Origin of the sequence: Hymenobacter cellulosivorans, from assembly GCF_022919135.1 — a bacterium.
Taxonomy (GTDB): domain Bacteria; phylum Bacteroidota; class Bacteroidia; order Cytophagales; family Hymenobacteraceae; genus Hymenobacter; species Hymenobacter cellulosivorans.
Genome location: NZ_CP095049.1, coordinates 5,971,905 through 5,989,656, shown reverse-complemented (window position 1 = coordinate 5,989,656; position 17,752 = coordinate 5,971,905). Strand labels below are relative to the sequence as shown.

Annotated in this window: 13 protein-coding genes; 4 read left to right on the top strand and 9 right to left on the bottom strand. The window is 53.6% G+C overall.

The genetic code is table 11. From position 1 onward, the window contains the following. Positions 1-70 precede the first annotated feature (70 nt). Positions 71-1,471, top strand: a complete 1,401-nt coding sequence (locus tag MUN80_RS25405; protein ID WP_244717774.1) for a T9SS type A sorting domain-containing protein — start codon at positions 71-73, stop codon at positions 1,469-1,471. Positions 1,472-1,609: 138 nt separating this feature from the next. Here MUN80_RS25405 and MUN80_RS25400 read toward each other — a convergent pair whose 3' ends face one another. Continuing rightward, the gene (locus tag MUN80_RS25400; protein ID WP_244717771.1) at positions 1,610-3,355 is read right to left on the bottom strand and encodes a T9SS type A sorting domain-containing protein; all 1,746 of its coding nucleotides are present in this window, start codon (positions 3,353-3,355) and stop codon (positions 1,610-1,612) included. 403 nt (positions 3,356-3,758) lie between these two features. On the opposite strand from MUN80_RS25400, the gene MUN80_RS25395 reads away from it, so the two are divergent. The 3 genes from MUN80_RS25395 to MUN80_RS25385 all read left to right on the top strand — a co-directional run bounded on the left by MUN80_RS25395 (position 3,759) and on the right by MUN80_RS25385 (position 8,689). Beyond that, positions 3,759-4,118 (top strand): hypothetical protein, encoded by a 360-nt coding sequence (locus MUN80_RS25395; protein ID WP_244717768.1) that lies wholly within the window; start codon positions 3,759-3,761, stop codon positions 4,116-4,118. A gap of 503 nt (positions 4,119-4,621) precedes the next feature. Further along, positions 4,622-5,005, top strand: coding sequence for a hypothetical protein (locus MUN80_RS25390; RefSeq protein ID WP_244717765.1), 384 nt, complete (start codon positions 4,622-4,624; stop codon positions 5,003-5,005). Between the two features lie 240 nt (positions 5,006-5,245). After that, complete coding sequence (locus MUN80_RS25385) at positions 5,246-8,689, top strand: hypothetical protein (protein ID WP_244717762.1); 3,444 nt, start codon at positions 5,246-5,248, stop codon at positions 8,687-8,689. Here the strand turns inward: MUN80_RS25385 and MUN80_RS25380 are convergent. The 8 genes from MUN80_RS25380 to MUN80_RS25345 form a co-directional block, all read right to left on the bottom strand. Next, complete coding sequence (locus tag MUN80_RS25380) at positions 8,686-9,096, bottom strand: hypothetical protein (RefSeq protein WP_244717759.1); 411 nt, start codon at positions 9,094-9,096, stop codon at positions 8,686-8,688. The genes MUN80_RS25385 and MUN80_RS25380 overlap by 4 nt on opposite strands. Positions 9,097-9,148: 52 nt before the next feature. Then, positions 9,149-9,784 carry a hypothetical protein gene (locus MUN80_RS25375; RefSeq protein WP_244717757.1) on the bottom strand — a complete coding sequence of 212 codons (636 nt, stop codon included), beginning with the start codon at positions 9,782-9,784 and terminating at the stop codon, positions 9,149-9,151. Positions 9,785-9,835: 51 nt separating this feature from the next. Further along, on the bottom strand, positions 9,836-10,396 hold the full coding sequence (locus MUN80_RS25370; RefSeq protein ID WP_244717754.1) for a hypothetical protein: 561 nt from the start codon (positions 10,394-10,396) through the stop codon (positions 9,836-9,838). Between the two features lie 195 nt (positions 10,397-10,591). Further along, on the bottom strand, positions 10,592-11,239 hold the full coding sequence (locus tag MUN80_RS25365; protein ID WP_244717751.1) for a hypothetical protein: 648 nt from the start codon (positions 11,237-11,239) through the stop codon (positions 10,592-10,594). Between the two features lie 184 nt (positions 11,240-11,423). Further along, complete coding sequence (locus tag MUN80_RS25360) at positions 11,424-12,920, bottom strand: P-loop NTPase fold protein (RefSeq protein ID WP_244717748.1); 1,497 nt, start codon at positions 12,918-12,920, stop codon at positions 11,424-11,426. Between the two features lie 38 nt (positions 12,921-12,958). Beyond that, positions 12,959-13,702 carry an SH3 domain-containing protein gene (locus tag MUN80_RS25355; RefSeq protein WP_244717745.1) on the bottom strand — a complete coding sequence of 248 codons (744 nt, stop codon included), beginning with the start codon at positions 13,700-13,702 and terminating at the stop codon, positions 12,959-12,961. 68 nt (positions 13,703-13,770) lie between these two features. After that, positions 13,771-14,091: a hypothetical protein gene (locus tag MUN80_RS25350; protein WP_244717742.1), complete on the bottom strand. Its 321-nt coding sequence runs from the start codon at positions 14,089-14,091 to the stop codon at positions 13,771-13,773. 169 nt (positions 14,092-14,260) lie between these two features. Then, positions 14,261-17,734 (bottom strand): hypothetical protein, encoded by a 3,474-nt coding sequence (locus tag MUN80_RS25345; RefSeq protein WP_244717739.1) that lies wholly within the window; start codon positions 17,732-17,734, stop codon positions 14,261-14,263. Positions 17,735-17,752 lie beyond the last annotated feature (18 nt).

Below are 17,752 nucleotides of genomic sequence, written 5' to 3'. Positions count from 1 at the left end.
AACCTCGCCCGTAGGCTGGCACTTTTGATATAAGAATATAGCAATAGAACTCTTTTAATCCTTTTTTCACATGAGACACTTGTTTACCTATTACGCCGCAGCGGCATTAGCCTGTACAGCCATTAGTCAACCGGTAACCGCTCAAATTCAGAATGGTAATTTCGAAGCTCGGAATCAGGATCCGCGCGGCCCTGATAACGTAAAGGGCCCCAAGTTTGCAGCCTATGATGACTTACCAGGCTGGACTGGTATCTCCCAAAAATTTGGGAGCCCGAACTACTTGGCTACGCCGGCCGCCTTCTACGCGCCAAATATGGACCCGCGTCTTACAAATGACTTTGGTGGCGCTTTTCCCCCGCACAACGACAGTAAGGGTTGTGTCGCACTTTCAAAAGAACAGTTTATACCGGAGAGCTTCCAGTTCATTACTCAGCAAGTCACGCTTCTAAAAGGCCATCGATATCAAGCAAAATTCTACGCGCTGCGGCGTCCTGGCTATACGTGTAGCGATAAACTTGCCTTGTATGTAACAGAGGGAGGAAAGCCGGACTATGTATATGACAGACCCAATAGTAGCTATTCCTTCAGTGCCTATAAATTCTCCCCTGAGCCCTATGCCAAAGTGGTTTCGCCGGTAATTAGCGATACGCAAAACTGGACAGAAGTTACCGGAACATTTATAGCTGATGGTGTCGCTTCGGGTTCAAGCGTGACAGCATCTGTCACGCTTGGGTATGCCGATACGCAAGTGCCCCAATCCCCAGGGCTTTGTTCCGGCACGGGTCCTACGTATTACATCATTGACGATGTGTCGTTGACGGACTTAGGACCATGCCCGATGCCCACGACTCCCAGCGGCTTTCAGCTGGTGTATGTACCGAATTCGGCTAACTCCTCCCTCGTGTATGATATTGCCATCCCCAACGGCGAGCATACCACGACCTACATGCTTACGCTGACGGATCCGGCGCCTCCTTATTCTCCCATAACAGCGCCTTACACCCAATATATGTACACCGGCTCAGGATGGTCCTATACTCCTGGGAATGAGCAACAGCCGGGGTATACAAGATTTCATTTAGGCCTTGTTGGTCCGCAACCTAACACAGGGCCTGGCAACACGTTTCGCGTAGTAGTGACGGCAACTGGTCCCTGCGGCAGTGTTACGGGTGTACAAAACGTAACATTGCCGGCTGTCGGCGGAGGCGGTGGTGCGGAGGACACGCGCGCTGCGCAGGGTGACAGCGAGCCGTATAGCATTGCCTATCCCAATCCTACCAACCGTGAAATACAACTGCCTAACGGCACTACGCAAATCCAACTTGTCAATAGCCGAGGAAGGATTGTCGTTGAGCAAAAGGCTAAGGACCTTCGGCTGATGAGTGTTGATCAGCTTCCTGCTGGCTTATATCACTTGCGCATGGTGGTACACGGGAAAAGCACGAGTCAGCGCATTCAGATTCAGCATTAATCGACAGAAATATAAAAAGCCCCGCGCCCACCCGGCCGGGGCTTTTTGCTGCTCTAAACTTTTGTTGCACAGCAGAGCCCAAAAGCGAAAGCCCCAACCGGTGAGCTGAGGCTTTGTATTATCCATGCATTTCAGGTTTTACTCAATAAGGAGGGTGCGCACTGCCCGCGCCTCACCGGCCTGTACTATAACAATATAGTATCCAGCCGGCAGGCCTGCTAACGGCAATTGCTGGCGTAAGCCGTTGGATCCAAAAGCAGTTGAGCCAGTGCGAACGATCCGCCCTACCGCATCCGCTAACGTAACTGTGGCCTGCGTCAGGCCCGTCTGGCTTGGTAGGATTACCAAGGCGCTGGTGCGCGCCGGATTGGGATACACGCTCAACCCGGCCAGCAACGAAGCATTTCGAGAAGCCAACGGTCCTATCGAAAGAGAAGCTAAAAAGCCTTGTTGAGCTCCCGATGGGTTAGCCATAGATTGACTCCCGAAGGTCATAAGGGAACTAGTGGTAGATCCGACCATATACAAGGTCGTTCCCTGCAGCTGCAGTCCGGTGGCACTCTCATTCCTTGTTCCACTGGCATGTTGTACCCAGCTGAAGCTGCCGCTGGCCCCGGCGTCCAAGAGTTGGGTCACGAACAAATCATCGCCCCCGGTATTGGTAAGCGCCAGGCTTCCAAAGCGCATTGTAGGACTTGAAAAGTACCCGGCCACGTACACCGCGTTTCCACTGGCAACTATGCTCATCGGACGGTCAGCTGATGATCCACCGGCCTGCTGTGCCCAGATAAAATTGGCGCTGGACCCGGCATCGGCAAGCTTGGCAATCAGGGTATTAACCCGCCCAGTGGCTACCAGAGGAATAGGGCCAAAGCCAGTCGTCACGCCCACGAACTCGCCGATGAGATACACGCTGGTACCGTTAACAGCGATGTCGTAAATATATTCTCTTTCTTGTCCTCCAGCACGTTGCGCCCACACAACGCTGCAGTTGGTGCCCGCATCCGTCAGCTTGGCCACGAAAATATCCGGGGTGCTTCCCGTCGGATCACTATTAGTCAGCTGGAGAGGGCCTAATTGCAGGGTTTGGCCCTCGAAGTCGCCGGCCACGTAGATGCTGGTACCACTGACAGCTATAGCAGACGGGCTGTCCTCACTGGGGCTTACAAAGGGTTGTGCCCATTCTACGCGGCCACTTATCCCTATATCCGTAAATTTAACCAACACGCCATCGCTGAAGCCTGCTGGGACCAAGGTTGTACTGCCCAGTGCGAGGGTAGCAGTAAATTCAACCAGGATATAGATACTGGGTCCGTTTGAGGCGAGGGCGAAAAGATAGTCATTGGCCGTACTGCCGACCTTCTGCGCCCACGTAAAGCTGGCTGTGGCGCCGGCATCCGTAAGTTTGGCCACAAATATATCGTCGGTTACGCCACTCGCATCAGTATTGGCTAGCGTAGTGGGGCCGAAGCTAATGACATTACTGGCGAATTGGCCCGTTACATACACACTGCTACCACTTACGGTAACTCTATAGCCACTATCCTCCCCGGTGCCACCGGCGCGTTGTGCCCAAACGAATGAGTTGCTTGTTGGGCTCCATTTAGCGACGAACATGTCGCGCTTGCCGGTGCTGGTCAGGCTGGTCGAGCCGAAGACGACAGTGCCGGTGAAGGAGCCGATGAGGTACAAGTTGCCAGTCGCATCCATATCCGTGTACGTCACGGTAGAGGATCCCGAGCCGCTTACCTGTCCGGCCACGACGGCTATTTGCCAAGTGGGTGCCTGCGCATAGAGTTGTGAGCTGGCAAGCAATAAGGCGGTAATGCAAAGCAGCAAGCAGCGCTTTACTGCCTGTAGAAATGGAGTAGTGGATAATAGCATAGACAACAGCTAGACAGAAGAAAAAACACCGATGGTGTTTATCAAAGGTAGCAAAATCCAGTGCTGGCAAACCGGGCTTAACAACGAGAATTAGAACGATTCCTTCCCATGTTGGGAAACAGTGGTTTGCGTTTTCTGAAAGGATGCCCGTACTATTAACAAAGCGCTCCGACCATAAGCCGGAGCGCTTTGTTGGGTAAGGGCAAGCGGGTATTTTTTCTTTAGGCCGCTTGGCTCTCGGGGAAGTAGAAGACGGTGCCGAAGGGCAGGGCGGCTAGGATAGGTGGTGGAATGTAGCTGGCTGATGCGAGTACTGGACATAAAAAGCCCCGGTAGGCGTTGTATTAGTTCTTCTAATGTTTAGCTTGCTCTATATTCAGTTCTACCCCTCTTTCCCATAAAAATGTCCCAGACTGTTTTTGTTGACCGAAATAAAAAGGTAGTAATCACTGTAGAGCGGGGAGCGAAAGACAAACACGAAATCAAAATTTCGAGAAAAGTTGATACCCTCCCCGTAGAGGTTCTGCAGGCTAGTACAGCAGTTCAAAATGGACCTAATAAAAAACTGACGTTCAGCTACAATGCCATCTCGGAACCTGCCACCTTCATTCTGGAGCCTATCTATGAAAATGACGGATGGAAGCCTTCCGATCTGAAAACCAAGGAGAGCTATGACGGCGGCAACCACCTGGTGTTCAACTTTTCAGATCATAATGGGAGTGATGACATGTTTGATTTGCGCGTTGAGTTTTTCATGAGCTGATTCTCTGCTGAGCAGAAGCCTGCACCACTATACTGACAAAAGCCCCGCGCTGCCCGGCCGGGGCTTTTTGCTGCCCCAAACTTTTGTTGCACCGGAGTTGGCTCCTTTGTAAAGGTGGGGTACGCTCAGCGGCGGCGACCCGGTCAAGTACCGGCAGTTGCTGGAAGTTGATGCCGATACCATCATGCGTAAAATTCGACTGGAGCAGGCCCGACAGCAGGTTACGAGGCGGCTATAGGCGATGCGGGAGGCTCGGCAGGGGTAGGGGGGTGGGGTGTTCCTCGCGCTTGGCAAGCTCAACCGGCCAGACTGTCAGTTGTCTACGCTAGCTCAACACGGCCAAATCCTGACAGATCAGCTTACTTTTCTGCCATTGGAAACAATCTTCAAGCGATAAAGTTATATAAACTTGGAATGATATAATATAATTTATAGTGGCACATCGTGTGTAACGGTGGAAGTGTGGCCGGTTCACTTCCCCTGTCACATTACAGATTATGAGCATGGAGCTCTCTATTACGAACGTTGACAACATTTCAAAACCAGAGATTATTTATTTCTATGCGTCAGAAGCATTGAACCTTAAGGACTACCTTCTTTATGATGCCACTTTTTCTGACGAAGACCACCCTTCTAATAAAGGACGCCATGTGTTCCGGTTTCCAACTCACGCATTAAAAAAAGGTGATAGAATTGCCTTGGAAATAGGAGAAGGACCAAGGAAGGGCGAACCAGCAACAATAACTGTAGGTGGAACAAAAGGAGTCAAAACCCATGTATTCTACTGGGACAGGAAAGCACCTATTATCAATAATACTGGCGACAAGCTTACGCTGGTAAAAATCGCTGATGATCATGTATTCACTGTACCAGCAGTTAAGAAATAAATAGAAAGGTTTGTACAGAAAAGCTCCGGCCTCACTAGGTCGGAGCTTTTTGCTTTTCCAGCGTTGCAACAAAGCCCATCGGCTCGTACCCGTACCCCGACACCCCGTCGGTAGCTTTGGCTAAGTTACTTGCCTGACACCCACCTTTCCCGCTGCTGTGCAACAAAAGTGCAGATCAGAGAGAAAGGCTAGCCCACCGGGTCGGTAGCTTTACAATACACCCACTTAGCTACCGGATGTATGGATGCAAATAAGACTGTCTTGCTGCGGGTGCAGTTGGACGAAGGCAAGACCGAGCAGCGCCTGCAATCCTTGGTGCTCGACATTGAGAAGACACGTACGGCTCAGACTGCCCTCAATGCCGCCCGAAAGCAGGGCATGGTAACCGATGAGGAATTTGCCAAGGCCTCGGTCAACCTGAAAAATCAGTTGCGGGCCCAGCAGCAGGAGCAAACTGCTTTAACGAAGAATCTGGAGCTTTTTCGCACGGCTGTCAACGGTGTGGATGGTAGCTACAAGCAAAGTCAGGCCCAGCTCAGCTTGGCTCAAAAGCAGTACCAGGAGTTGAGCGGTTCAGCCAAAAATAGCACTCAGGAAACCCTGGCTTTGTCTAAGGTCATTGATGAGCTGCGCGGCACGCTTAAGGTTACCGATGCGGGCATGGGTCTGTTTGTGCGCGGAATAGGTCAGTATCCTAAGTTATCAGCCGACGCGCAAATGGCGCTGTCGGCTATGTCGGACGAACTCCAAAGCCTGAAAGGCTACATGAGTGAAACCGCGAAGGCAGGCGGCCCAATTTCATCAGAAACCATCCAGCGTGTTCAGCAGCTTGAATCTGAATTAGCCGATGCTAAGTTGGCAAACACCGAGTATGGAGATTCTGTAGTTGACTTGAAGCAAAAGCTCTCTGACTTAACCGCGGCCCGTGACTTATCCCAGGAAAAGGAGCGAGTTCAAGAACTCAATGCGGCTATTCTGGAAACTAGGGGTGCTTTACAGGAAGCCACCGGCAAAGTAGATGAGTTCGGGGACAAGATTGAGAAGAATGCCAAGAAGGAAGATTTGGCTACTCTTTCGGATGCCTTCGGCGGCGTAACAGCCGCTATTCAGCTCAGCACGCTGGCGGCTTTGGATGAAGAAGATGCAGCCGAAGCTACGGCTAAGGCAACGCAGTTCTTGGCTCAAGCCGAAGCTGCCCGTAATTTTCAAATAGGGTTGGCCTCGGCGCGGGATGCTGCCCACATCGTGTTTCTAAAGGCTAAGAATTTGCTGTTTACGGAGGGTGCAGCCCTCACAATGACAACCACAGCGGCCACCGTGGCAGGCACCGCCGCCACCACTGCCCAGGCCGCAGCCACGGGCGGGGCCACGGTGGCCCAGCGAGCGTTGAACTTGGCTATGACAGCCAATCCACTCGGGCTGCTAGTGGTAGCTGTTGGCTTGGTAGTTGGGGCGCTGTTCGCCTTTGCCAACGCCAGCGAAACCACCCAGCGAAAGGTGCAAAACTTCTTCACGTTGTTGCTTCGTTTCGGTACGCCCGTGGGCTTGGTGGTGACCGGCGTAGAAGCCCTATACAAGCGCTTTCAAGCAGTGCGGGATATTCTCGACCCGGTCGGGCGCAAGCTCGATTCATTGGCAACAAAGTTGCAGCCGGTCAAGGAATTCTTTGTCAGCATTGCCGACCGCGCCGCTGAGAGCGGGCGCAGCATCGGGGAGTATATTGGCCTGCTGGATACCGCCGCCGAAAAGGCAGCTAAGAACTCGGCTCGTGCCTTGGAGCAGGCCGAGAAGGAAGCGGAATCCTACAAGCTGCGGGCGCGGCAGGTAGAGTTGGCCGGTGGTGCTATTGAGCAATTCCGGAGCACTGAGCGTGAGGGGCTACTGAAAAGCTTGGCAGCGATAGAGGAAAATAATAAGCGGCAGGAGGAAGCTCTAAAACAGGAATTAAAGCGGATAGACCAGAAGGTTATAGCCAATGAAGCTCTAACCAGCAGCGAGCAAAAGATAGCCGACGAACGACGGGAGCGAGAAGATAAATTGAAGGCTGCTCAAATTGCGCTAACCGAATTTGACCTAACTACACAAGCCCAAATCGAGGCCCGTACTAAGGCTACAGCGGCGGCCCGCAAAAAGGAGTTGGACGAAGCCAAGTCGGCGGCTGAGCGTGCCAAGAAACTAGCCGAGCAGGAGCTAAAAGACCAATTTGTGGCTCGTAAACTTTTGTTGCAAAACCGGCAGGAGCAGATTGCCCGATTGTTGGACGTAGTAGAGAAAGGCAGTGAGCAGGAGCAACACTTACTGCGCGAGCAGGCCCGTAATGCCACCAACATTCAACTAGCTGACAACAGCGCCGCCCAAGTTGGGGTGCTCAAGAAGCAAGAATCGGCTTTACTGGCGGCTCGTAAGGAAATCATTGCCAACGGGCAGGCCGAATTGCGCAAGTTGGAAGAGCAGCACCTAACCGACCGCATCAATCGGGCCTTCGACATTGCCGCCACTGGCAATGCTACGCTACTGGCCCAGGCCCGTGAGGGCAGCAGCGAGGAATTGCGCCTCAAGCAGGAAGCCATTGCCTTGCAGCTCGATCAGGATATCCAAGCCATTGATAAGCGTAAAAGTCAAAAGGAGCAGGAAGCCGAGAAGGACCGGCTGCGCGCCGTGGCGGCCCGCGAAACGGCCAACAATGAGTACGCATTCGCCCAGCAGCGGCTAGAAGATTTCTTCACCGACCGAGAGCAGGCCGTGGAGCGCGATTTCGCCCAGGGGCAGCTTACGGAAAAGCAGTACCAACAACGCCTGTACGAGGTGCAAAAGGCGCGTGTTGAGGCCAGCAAGCTGCTCAACCAGGACTACCACCGCGACAACGCCGAATTGCTGCAGAAGGAAAACCAGCTCAACACCGAGCAGACCGCCCGCTATAAGGCCGAGATTCAGCAGCGCATCCAAGCAGGGCAGGCGTTCGGGGAACAGGTTGGGGAAATCTTTGCTGAGTCGCTGACTCAGCAAGGGGACGCACTGGCCGCCTTTACTACGCAAGTACTACTCTTGGTATTAGACATGCTGGAATCGCAGTTGAAAGCCCAGGTGGCTAGCGCCGTAGGCATTGCCACGGTAGGCTCTCTGTCTTCTCAGCAGAGTATTGCTACGGCCGGTATTGCTGGCTTTGCCCAGGCAGCACTGCTGACTGCTGCAATTTCGGCGGCCTTTGGCGTAGCAAAGGGACTGATTCGAAGCAGTCTTACCCCGTCTTCCTCCGCGAAATTTGCTGGGGGCACCGTGCTCGGTGGGGCCCCGCATGAGCAGGGTGGAACACAACTATTTGCGCCGAATGGACAGCATTGGGGTGAAGCCGAGCAAAATGAAATGGTGCTCACTAAGGGCGTGTACTTGAATCCGACCCTGCGCACGATGGCTAACCAGTTGAATATGCTCGGCGGGGGTCGGAACCTACTGAATAGGCCCGAGTACTCAATGCCAAAAATGGCGCTTGGTAGTACGTTGACAAGTTTACCTAGCACCATAGCCTCCCCCCTCGTCCGCGAGTCGTTACGCGGCAACACCCCACCCATCGACTACGACAAGCTAGCTGCCTCTATGGCTAAGGTAAATATCTATACCAAGACCCAGGAAATGATGTCCAGCATGGAAAAGATCAAGTATACCAAGAACATCGGTTCTGACTAAAGGCGGACTACCTTCCCCGGTTTATACACCACAAAGTGGGCGCTGTCGAGCACGAGGGCGCCCACTTTGTTTTTCCCTCGGTAGGCGTGGGTTAGCTGTGTGCCGATGCGGGTTGTATCCGTGATATTCTCAAGCCGTATTGCCTCTTTGATGAGTTTGGCTCGTCCTTCAATATCAGGACTGTTGGCGGTGGCGGAATACCGAGCAGAAAGCACCGCCGCTGCCGTGGCCGCCGAATCCCGCCGCGTATACGCCGCCGCCTTCCCCCACCGGACTGCCTCATAACTAGACGGATCATTCGCGCTGGCCTTCACATAGGCCTCTATGGTCTGTTGCTCAATCGTTAGGCTGGGTGACGTGGAGCAGGAAAGTAGGGCAAGGAGCAGGACGGGCAGGAGGGGCTTCATGCTGGGAAAGATAGGGTCCAGGGGCTGCTGTGCAATATGACTAGATAGCTCACTAATCGCGCTCAAACTCCTCTCGATTTAATTCATGATGATAAAGATAGCCTGATAAGGCATCTAGGCTTTCTTTAATTGATTCGAACCGGATTACAAAGTTTTCTAGGTCTATCTCTACATTGCCGATAGCATTGACGTAGAAGTGACTATCATATTTTGTGCTAAATGGATATCGGGAAAAATCCATTTTGTCATCTTTGTCTGTTGCTTCAATCTTGGCAAATAGCTCGTTAATATATGCTTCTAACTCCTCTGTTCCCGCTTGAAATTCCTCTAAGCTGAGCGCCCCTCCATAAGTTTTAACTTTTGATTTCAGAGTGTGAAAAATCTGCCGGATATTATGTTTTCCCTCAATTCTTGCATCGGACTTATTTATTTTATTGATGGTCCATATCATAGCTTTGAGATACAACTCTATCCCATGATTTGTATTCATCAGTATAGGAAAGATTAGAATATCTGCCTTTTTCCATTGGTTGTCAAGTAAGCAGTTTTGTGCTAACTCAAGTGCTGCCATCATAAAGCCATCGGCTATATTTAGCATATTCAAGATGTCCGCCTGCTTGGAAATACGCCAGTTTAAGAAAGCTGTATTATCTATAGATGCTTTATTCTTAGAGAAAATGGGCTGCATAATAGTGACCTGTTGTTGACGTTTGAAAGAAAAAACCTTGAAGCAGGCTAGCTACCGCAAGACAAACTGCAACTGCTCCCGGCGAACGTGCGGCCCACCCGTTTTGGCTAGGTGCAGGTCGAGCTTCTGGTAGGTTTCCTCCCGCAGCTGGTGCAAGTCTTTGCCTCTGGCCCGTAGCGGGTGCTGGGCGCCGTGGGCTAGGTAGCCGGCGGCGGTGCGCTCGACCTGGAAGGTGTAGTGGGGCCCTGGCACGGACTCAGTTATTCCCTGCTCAGCCAGGCGTAGCTCGGCTTCCAACTCTTCTGCGGTAAAGAGGTTGCCCACCCAAGAACAATATTTGCCCCGGTCTTTGGTCAGGCAGTCGGCAATGCGGTAGGCTTGGTCGGGAAAGGAATGAATCGTGGACTGCTTCAGTGCTTTGTTATAGCGCACGTAGCAGCGCACCGTCCGCAGGCTTTCGCCCGAGGTCCAGGTACGGTGCTGGCCCCAGTAGCTCAACACATCGAAGTCTACCACATCAAGGTGATAGACACAGGATTGGTTTTGCACCCGGGTACGGTCAAACAGGTTGCGGCACGGGTCGTGTCGATGTAGCAGTAGGGGTTCTTCCATGAGTGGTAAGAGCAAGCTAGGCAGAGGAATACCAAGCTACAAAAAAAGCCCCTCACTAAGGAGGAGCTTATTAGATTTGCTCCCAGCCGGGGGCAAAAGGTGTGCACCCCGGCGAGGGCCAGGAACCCGCTACCAGTTGCTCAAAAGCCTCAGCCTAGATGTTGAGGCTTTTTGTGTTGAGCGTTTACAGCCTGCTCATATAGTCGTTTCCACCAGGACTACATAGAAAGGCTTGTAGCCGCCAAAGGCTCCAAAAAATGATCTGAAGCTTCCTTCGTACTGAAGCTTCCGGCGAAATTGACGAAGAGTTTCAACACACTCGCTCCATGGTCGAGGGGTGGCGCTCTGTATAACGCGCGTAAATAAGTCTTGGTCAGAAACAACTGAAGATCCTGTTCGCGTACTGGTTATGATAGACAAGCTTTTTACAGAAATACAATGAGTTATATCGTCGGGCGACTCCGCTAAATCAATATCAAACCACAGGCAAGGGGCTTTATCAGAAAGATCAAATAATGAGGATACAATTGGAGCTCCAGCAAAAACAGGAACACCTAGTTCGGCTCCTACAGTAGCTGCCTCAATCAGACTAGCATTTATTTTTACATATACTTCGTCAGAGCCCACAAACTCTACTTTTGGTCGGCGAGGGTAAATTGCCACTATCCTGGCATCTATGTCGGCGCCACTATCAACTCCAACCTTACTGCCTTCTCGGGTACCCCAGAAGAAAAAAGGCATTGCTTTTATGCCTTGATGAGACAATGCTTGTACCGCCGCTGGAGCTAAATAATATTCGGCAGTATGCTCATTGATAAAGCTTACGGGGTTACGCTTTGTCATTTGTTTTTGAGCGAAGATTAAGTGGGAAGATAATGAAGCTCGTTGTACCCTGGGAGGGGCTACTGGGCAACAAAAGTTTAGGAATAGGAAACAGCCCCGGCCGGATAAGACGTGGCTGTATGTTTTGAATATGAGATGTTGGCTTTTTTGACAACACATCACCAAAGATATAAACTGCAAACTTCTACCTGAGAATATTTTGCTGAAGTAATGAGTCTACAGTTAAATCGAGAAGAAATAAAAAGTCTAAACTTCCTTTTGTTCCAGGTTGTGTATGTGCAAAATAATATCTGTCATGAGAGTGTGAATTGGCAATTGTAATCGTGTATGGAATATGTATGCCTGAAGTGTGGTTATAGCCATATACTATTTCTGGATTATATAGAACACTAAACTGATGATTTGAATAATCTAATACAGGAAGTAGCATGCCTACTAGCCAGTTTGTTTGACGTGAATTGGCTGTTTGGTATTCAATACTCTTTTTGTATTTAACAGCAGTTTTTATTGCTTTCGATAAAGCAAAGCCACCACCAAGAATTCTGCTCAATATTTCAATAGTAACAAGAGCAGGCAAGTTACGGTAGGGTATATCTTCAGTGCCTGATTCAGGTGAGGATACTTTTAGTATTTTGGATGGAATGTAAAAATTATTAGCATAGCTTTCCTTAAGCCTGCGCATTTTTAACCCGCCTGACAGAATAAGCTCTTTAAATATTATGTGCAACAAACCCTGTTCGTTGTAATTACGGCCTTGTAAAATACGTTGTTGAAAATATGCTCCTGGGTCTTTTTCAAAATTAAATCCTGCGATAATATGATCAACATAATTACTTATCTCCGCTTCGTTATTAAAGAAAAATATTTCCTTGCTAAAAAACTTGTCAATATATCCTGTGAAGTCCGTATCGGTTCCATAGCGACTGTGAAATATATTCCGAATGTTATGTATATCACAAACAAAAATTACTCTGTCAAATCCGAACTTATTGCTTGAAATTTTGTGGTAATCAAGGTGAGCACTGAATATATTGAACAGTCTAAATATATGCTCTGGGTCAATTCTATCGAGGTCATCTATGATTAATACTTTGTACTTAGCTTTTTTTTCCTGTGCAAGCGTTGTTAAACTGTTTTCTAAGAAAGTAGTTATGTAGTCTGATTCTAAGTTATACATAGCTGCTATTTGCTCTCCGAAGTCAATGACTTTGGTTTCTTTAGCGGCGGCTGATTTCTGTTTGCTGATTCCGTCAGCAATAGTAACCCAAGATGTAAGCGCAGTCAGAACGACTGGTATTGATTCCATATCCTTATTAAGAAGTGGAATCAGAGGAAGAAAACTTTGTATAATGGAAGCAGCTCTGCTAGGTAATAAGGTTCCAAGTGCAACGTCCCAGCTAACAGGTTCCCCTTCTAAAGTCAGTCCGTGTTTGGAAGCTAACTCAAATAAAATATCGTATTTTATTAATTTAAAAATATCCTCATTCGACGATATAGAGTAATTGACTGGTGAAAGTTTTATTGCAAGGTAATCAGATTGCGAAGGAGTGAAAAAATTTTCTAAGAAATAGGTTTTCCCAATGCCGAACGCGCCTGAAAAGATAATGCGCTCGTTTTTGTCCTCTTTTAGGTGTTTTTCAAACAATTCATTTTGACCGGAAACAGATATATCAAGGGACATTTTCGTTCTATTGTGAGTGATTGATAATTGAGTAAATTTTACGGCTGCACAAGAAGCGTCTTGGCTACATATCCCACGTAGCCATCGACAAATACTTTACGGTATAAGCCATCCATCTCCTCCAGTACATATACTTGCGCTGTCCTGGGGCAAGCATAAATTTCGTTTGCCGTAATACTGGGTGCATCTCGCAAAGCCGGGCCAAAGGGGGCATCAAAGGATGTCTTGTACAGGTACTTGCCTACCGAGCTAAGTGACTGAGGCTTGGGTATAATGACTGGTTTCTTTTCTGGAGCCGGTTCCGCAGTATACTCGGGCAGAACGGCGTCAGCTCTGACAAGAAGATTCTTGGATATGTAGCCTACATGCCCATTCACCGAAACCTTGCAATAAATATCTCCTGCATCTTCCAGCACCTGCACCGTTGCTTGCCGAGGGCACGAGTAAATTTCGGCGGCACTCACATTTGGCGCAGCTCGAAGCGGTGGGGCAATACTGGAGTTTACCTTGTAGGTGCCTGAGCCTGAGTAAGGCGCTGTTTTTCCTCGTGTCGGCTGGATAGTATTGGGCGTTTCCCCTGTGGTGCCAGTCGTCGTAGTGATGCTGTTAGGGTTGTGGTTGCCAGGATAGCTGTAGTTATCAGTGACGGTGTGATTCGGCCGAGTTCTTTCGTGCGGCTTGACATACGTACCGTTGCTACGATAGTAGCCTCGCACATGCACCTGCGCTTGAGCAACTAGTACAGTAGGTAACAGGAGCAAGATGAGTAGAAGTCTTTTCATGCTCTTAAGCTACAAAAAAAGCCCCTCGTTGCGGAGGGGCTTTTTCATTGCTACGGGTAGTATACGACTTACACTTCCTCTACTTCGCCCTGCAGGGCAGCTAGGTAGCCATTCCAGTAATCATCCAATTGCGGGTCGTACAGCCGCACGCCGTCGTTGGGGTCACTGGTATACTGGTCGCATTTAGTTTGCGCAAACACAATCCGGCCGGGCAGCAAACGAGCCGGATTGCTGTTTTTCCACTGTTGGGCATCCTGTACCCCAGTGGCATAACTCTGGGCATCCCCGCCAACTATACAAGAAGGCGTCGGGGCACTAGCGTGGCTCGGCGAAGGGCTTGCGGCAACGACCACGGCCGCTAGGAATAGGAATCGGACAACGTTTTTCATAGCGTAGAAGGGGGAACGTGAGAGGGATGGTACAATAGTGACCAGAATACGAGCCACCGGCAAGGACGAATGGCAGCCTATTGTGACAGGACGACCATCCGTTCCTTCCCCAGCAAAAAGCCCCGACCTACGCAGGCCGGGGCTTTTTGTCCAAACGAAAAGTACCCCGTTACTCGACCTGCAGGCGGGTCGCACTCGTCCCACAGCGGATAAGATAGATGCCTGGCGTCAAGCCCTGCAGCGAGATGAGTTCCCGGGTGTTGACCGTGCGCAGCAGGCGACCGGTCAGGTCTAGCACCTGAGCCACGTCGGCAGTCGCCCCTTCCAGCCGCACCTGGTCCCGGGCCGGATTGGGCACGGCGCGCAAGGCTTGGGCCCCATTTGCCCCGGCCGAGACGGCCACCACCGGCGAGTAGATGGCCTGGCCGTCCTGATCCACCTGGCGCAGGCGGTAGTAGAGCCTCTGGCCGGGCCGCAGCACGTCGGCATCCGTGTAGGCGTAGCTGCTCGTCGTGGTCGTGGTGCCCCGCCCGGCCACCGTGGCCACGCGGGTGAAGGCCTGCCCGTCGCCCTGGGCCCGCTCGACTTCGAAGCGGTCATTGCGCAGCTCCTGGGCCGTAGTCCAGCGCAGCACGACGGCGCGCTGCTGCACCTGGCCCGTGAAGCGAACCAACTGCACGGGCAAGGGGGCGGGCAGCTGCTGGCGCACCACGCCAAAGGTGGTACCGACCCGCAGCCCATCCAGCAGCAGGGGCGAAGTGGAGTTGCCCTGGCGTAGGGCTACGGCCCCGATGTTGGCCGGGGCCGAGGTGGCAGCTTCCCTGCTGGTGGCGTTACTGTTTGTCGGCTCAGCAACCCCTGGGTTTACGTAGAGGCGCGTTTCCGTGCCGGTGCTGCCGAAGCTGTAGCGTACCACCAGCAGGTAGGGCGTGCCCAGTTCGTACTCGGTCGGGTCATAAACAGCCGTCGTGCCGCTGCCGCTCACGCCAAACTGAATCTTGTCCGTCGCCGCGACGGGCCGGACTAGCACCCGGGCCCGAAAGGTCGTGCTGATTGGATCGGGCCCCAAGTGGAAGAAGTAGTCACCGGCCGGTGAGCTGCTGACCTGCACCAGGAAAGCAGCATAGACCGGCGTGCCGGCTGCCACGGGGGCAAACGTGCGGTGCACGTCCTCGCCCGTGGCCGTCAGCGCCGCCGCGTTGCCGCCCGTCGCGTTGTAGTCCGCCCGGCTCAGGCCGGCCGAGCTCACCCGTACGGGGTTGGTGCCCGGCGCGCTCTGGGCATTCCAGCCGTGGTCGGTCAAGGGCTCGGCGGCCGCGTAGAGGAAGTTCTCCTCCAGCAGCAGCTGGGCCGGCTGCTCGGGCGTGGTCAGCGTGAGTTTGCCCGGGTCCTGGGTGCGGTAGTTTTCAGCGCCCGGCGTGTTGTCATCGTTGTAGTCGAAGACGGCGAAGGTATACTCCGTGTTGGGCTGCAGACCGGTTACCGTCACGCTGGTCGCTGGGCCGGCCGCCACGACGTAAATGCTCGGAGCGGGCTGGTCGCCCTGGCCTACAGTGGAGTTGCCCGCGTAGGTGGTGCCATCGGTGGGCCCAGCGAGCAAATCAGCGGCCTGCGTGGCCAGAAACAGGCGCTTGCTGCCCGTGCCCCCGCTGGCGGTAAGCAGCACCGAGGTCGGTGTCAGCTGGCTGGCCGTTAGCGTCGAGGACTGGGTAGGCTCGGCAGCTAGGGCTACGGAGGCCGTGGTAAAGGAAACTTCCTCGCCATAGCTGGTGCCGACTTCGTTGGTGGCGTAGGCCCGCACGTAGTAGCGCGTGTTGGGCTTTAGTCCCGTCAGCAGGCTGGTAAACGGGCCGCTGCCGGCACCGTCCACGGTCGGCTCGTTCGCCAGGGTCGGATTGGCCGTTAGGCTGTAGACGACGCCACGCTCGGTCACGGCCGAATTACCTTCGTCGCTGACCGTGCCGCCGGCCGTGGCCTGGGTGGCCGTAATGGCTGATACTGCACTGGTTTGCACGGTAGCCGGGAAGATCGGGGCTACACCGGTGCCTGATACCGCCACGGGCTCTTGCGTGGGCAGGTCGGCCGAGCTGACGGGCAGGGTCGCCGAGTACACCTGCGCCAGCGCTGGTACAAACCGGACGTCAATGGTCGTGCTGCTCAGCGTGCCGGCCTGCGGGGTCAGGGTAATGGCGCAGCAGGCGAAGGGAGCCGAGCCGGTGCGAATCTCAAACCCGGGCGCGGGCGTTACCGTCACCGGGGCCGTCAGGTTGGAACCGCTTACGACCACGGGCTGGGCGCTGGAAGCCGAGCCGACATAGACACTGCCAAAGTCGGGCACGGTCTGGGGCGTAATGGTCAGGACTGGCGCGGGGGCTGTGACCGTTATCCTGACGGGCGTGCTCGTTCCCTCTACGCTGCCGCAGGTGCTAGTGGCCCGGGCCACCAGGTAGTAGGTGCCGGCCCCCGCGAAATCACTTCCCTTGGGGGTGTAGCTGGCCGCAGTGGCCCCGCTCAGGGCTGTCGGAAAGGGACCGGTGCTGCTCGTGCCATAGAACCAGGCAAACGAGGAGGGCGCGGCGGCAGTCGCGGTCAGGGTCGTGCCCGTACCGGTCGTTGTAATACTCTGGGCGGCCGTGGAACTTAATGTCACTCCATTGGCAGTAGGCGGCGACGTCACGGTTAAGGCCGCCGGATTGGGCTGGCCGATGGTACCCGTAGCGGCGTGCACGACGCGGATGCGGTAGCTGGTGCCGGCCGCCGTGCCGGCCGGCAGGGTAGCCGCAATAGGGGAAGCCGAGCCGGTGCCGATCAGGCTCTGGGTCAGCTCGGCGGGGAACTGGCCGGCCGCATCCGAGAGCTGGGCGGCAAAGGTGCCGGTAAGACCCCCGGTGGCGGTGAAGGGCACGGCTACGGCCGCGCCGGCGGTGGCCGTGACGCAGAAGGGGCTGCCGGTGATGGTACCCGTGGTGATGGTGGGCGTAACCGGGCCGCCGGTCGTTGCCGTCACGGTCAGGTTATCCAGGCTGACTTTGGGCCGGGAGCCGCTGGGGTTCGTACCCCCGGCCGTAGGCTGAATGTAGAAGCGGATTTTGGCCGCCGCATTGTTGGTAAAGGCCGCTGGTAAGGCCAGGGCCGACAGTTGACCGGCGGAGGCGGTGTTGTTGGTCAGCACGACGCTCGAGCCGGGTAGGTCTACAAAGGCCCCGCCAGTGCCGGTGTTGGTCTGGAGCTTAAACGTGGACTGGCGGTTGCCGGTGGAGTTGTTGACGCTGGCCCAGTCCAGGGAAACCGTACCGGCGCTGGTGCCGGTAAAGTCCAGGTTGAGGTCGAAGGCCGCCGCATTGGCGTTGTCGCTCCCGGTCGCCAGCAGCACGATGGCTTGGGTACCGCGCTGCACGCCGCCGCTGGTACCCGTGCTAAAGACTGTGTTCTGGTTGGGCAGCGTCGGGCTGCCGGTGGCCACGCTGTAGGGGGCTGCGCCGGTGCCGGAGGCAAAGCCGTTGGCCCAGCTGCTGATTTGGCTGAAATTCTCGCTGTAGGTGCCGTTGCTCAGCGCGTAGGGCGTCTGGGCCCGGGCGCCCAGGCTGAGCAGAAGCAGCAGCAAGGCGGTGAGCAAACGGGTGCGGGTATAGGAAGGGTGCATCGGAGATACGAAAGAAGG

Excerpts from the sequence above, each read along its gene's own strand:
- MUN80_RS25405 (WP_244717774.1), top strand. The coding sequence starts at position 71 with ATGAGACACTTGTTTACCTATTACGCCGCAGCGGCATTAGCCTGTACA.
- MUN80_RS25400 (WP_244717771.1), bottom strand. The coding sequence starts at position 3,355 with ATGCTATTATCCACTACTCCATTTCTACAGGCAGTAAAGCGCTGCTTG.
- MUN80_RS25395 (WP_244717768.1), top strand. The coding sequence starts at position 3,759 with ATGTCCCAGACTGTTTTTGTTGACCGAAATAAAAAGGTAGTAATCACT.
- MUN80_RS25390 (WP_244717765.1), top strand. The coding sequence starts at position 4,622 with ATGGAGCTCTCTATTACGAACGTTGACAACATTTCAAAACCAGAGATT.
- MUN80_RS25385 (WP_244717762.1), top strand. The coding sequence starts at position 5,246 with ATGGATGCAAATAAGACTGTCTTGCTGCGGGTGCAGTTGGACGAAGGC.
- MUN80_RS25380 (WP_244717759.1), bottom strand. The coding sequence starts at position 9,096 with ATGAAGCCCCTCCTGCCCGTCCTGCTCCTTGCCCTACTTTCCTGCTCC.
- MUN80_RS25375 (WP_244717757.1), bottom strand. The coding sequence starts at position 9,784 with ATGCAGCCCATTTTCTCTAAGAATAAAGCATCTATAGATAATACAGCT.
- MUN80_RS25370 (WP_244717754.1), bottom strand. The coding sequence starts at position 10,396 with ATGGAAGAACCCCTACTGCTACATCGACACGACCCGTGCCGCAACCTG.
- MUN80_RS25365 (WP_244717751.1), bottom strand. The coding sequence starts at position 11,239 with ATGACAAAGCGTAACCCCGTAAGCTTTATCAATGAGCATACTGCCGAA.
- MUN80_RS25360 (WP_244717748.1), bottom strand. The coding sequence starts at position 12,920 with ATGTCCCTTGATATATCTGTTTCCGGTCAAAATGAATTGTTTGAAAAA.
- MUN80_RS25355 (WP_244717745.1), bottom strand. The coding sequence starts at position 13,702 with ATGAAAAGACTTCTACTCATCTTGCTCCTGTTACCTACTGTACTAGTT.
- MUN80_RS25350 (WP_244717742.1), bottom strand. The coding sequence starts at position 14,091 with ATGAAAAACGTTGTCCGATTCCTATTCCTAGCGGCCGTGGTCGTTGCC.
- MUN80_RS25345 (WP_244717739.1), bottom strand. The coding sequence starts at position 17,734 with ATGCACCCTTCCTATACCCGCACCCGTTTGCTCACCGCCTTGCTGCTG.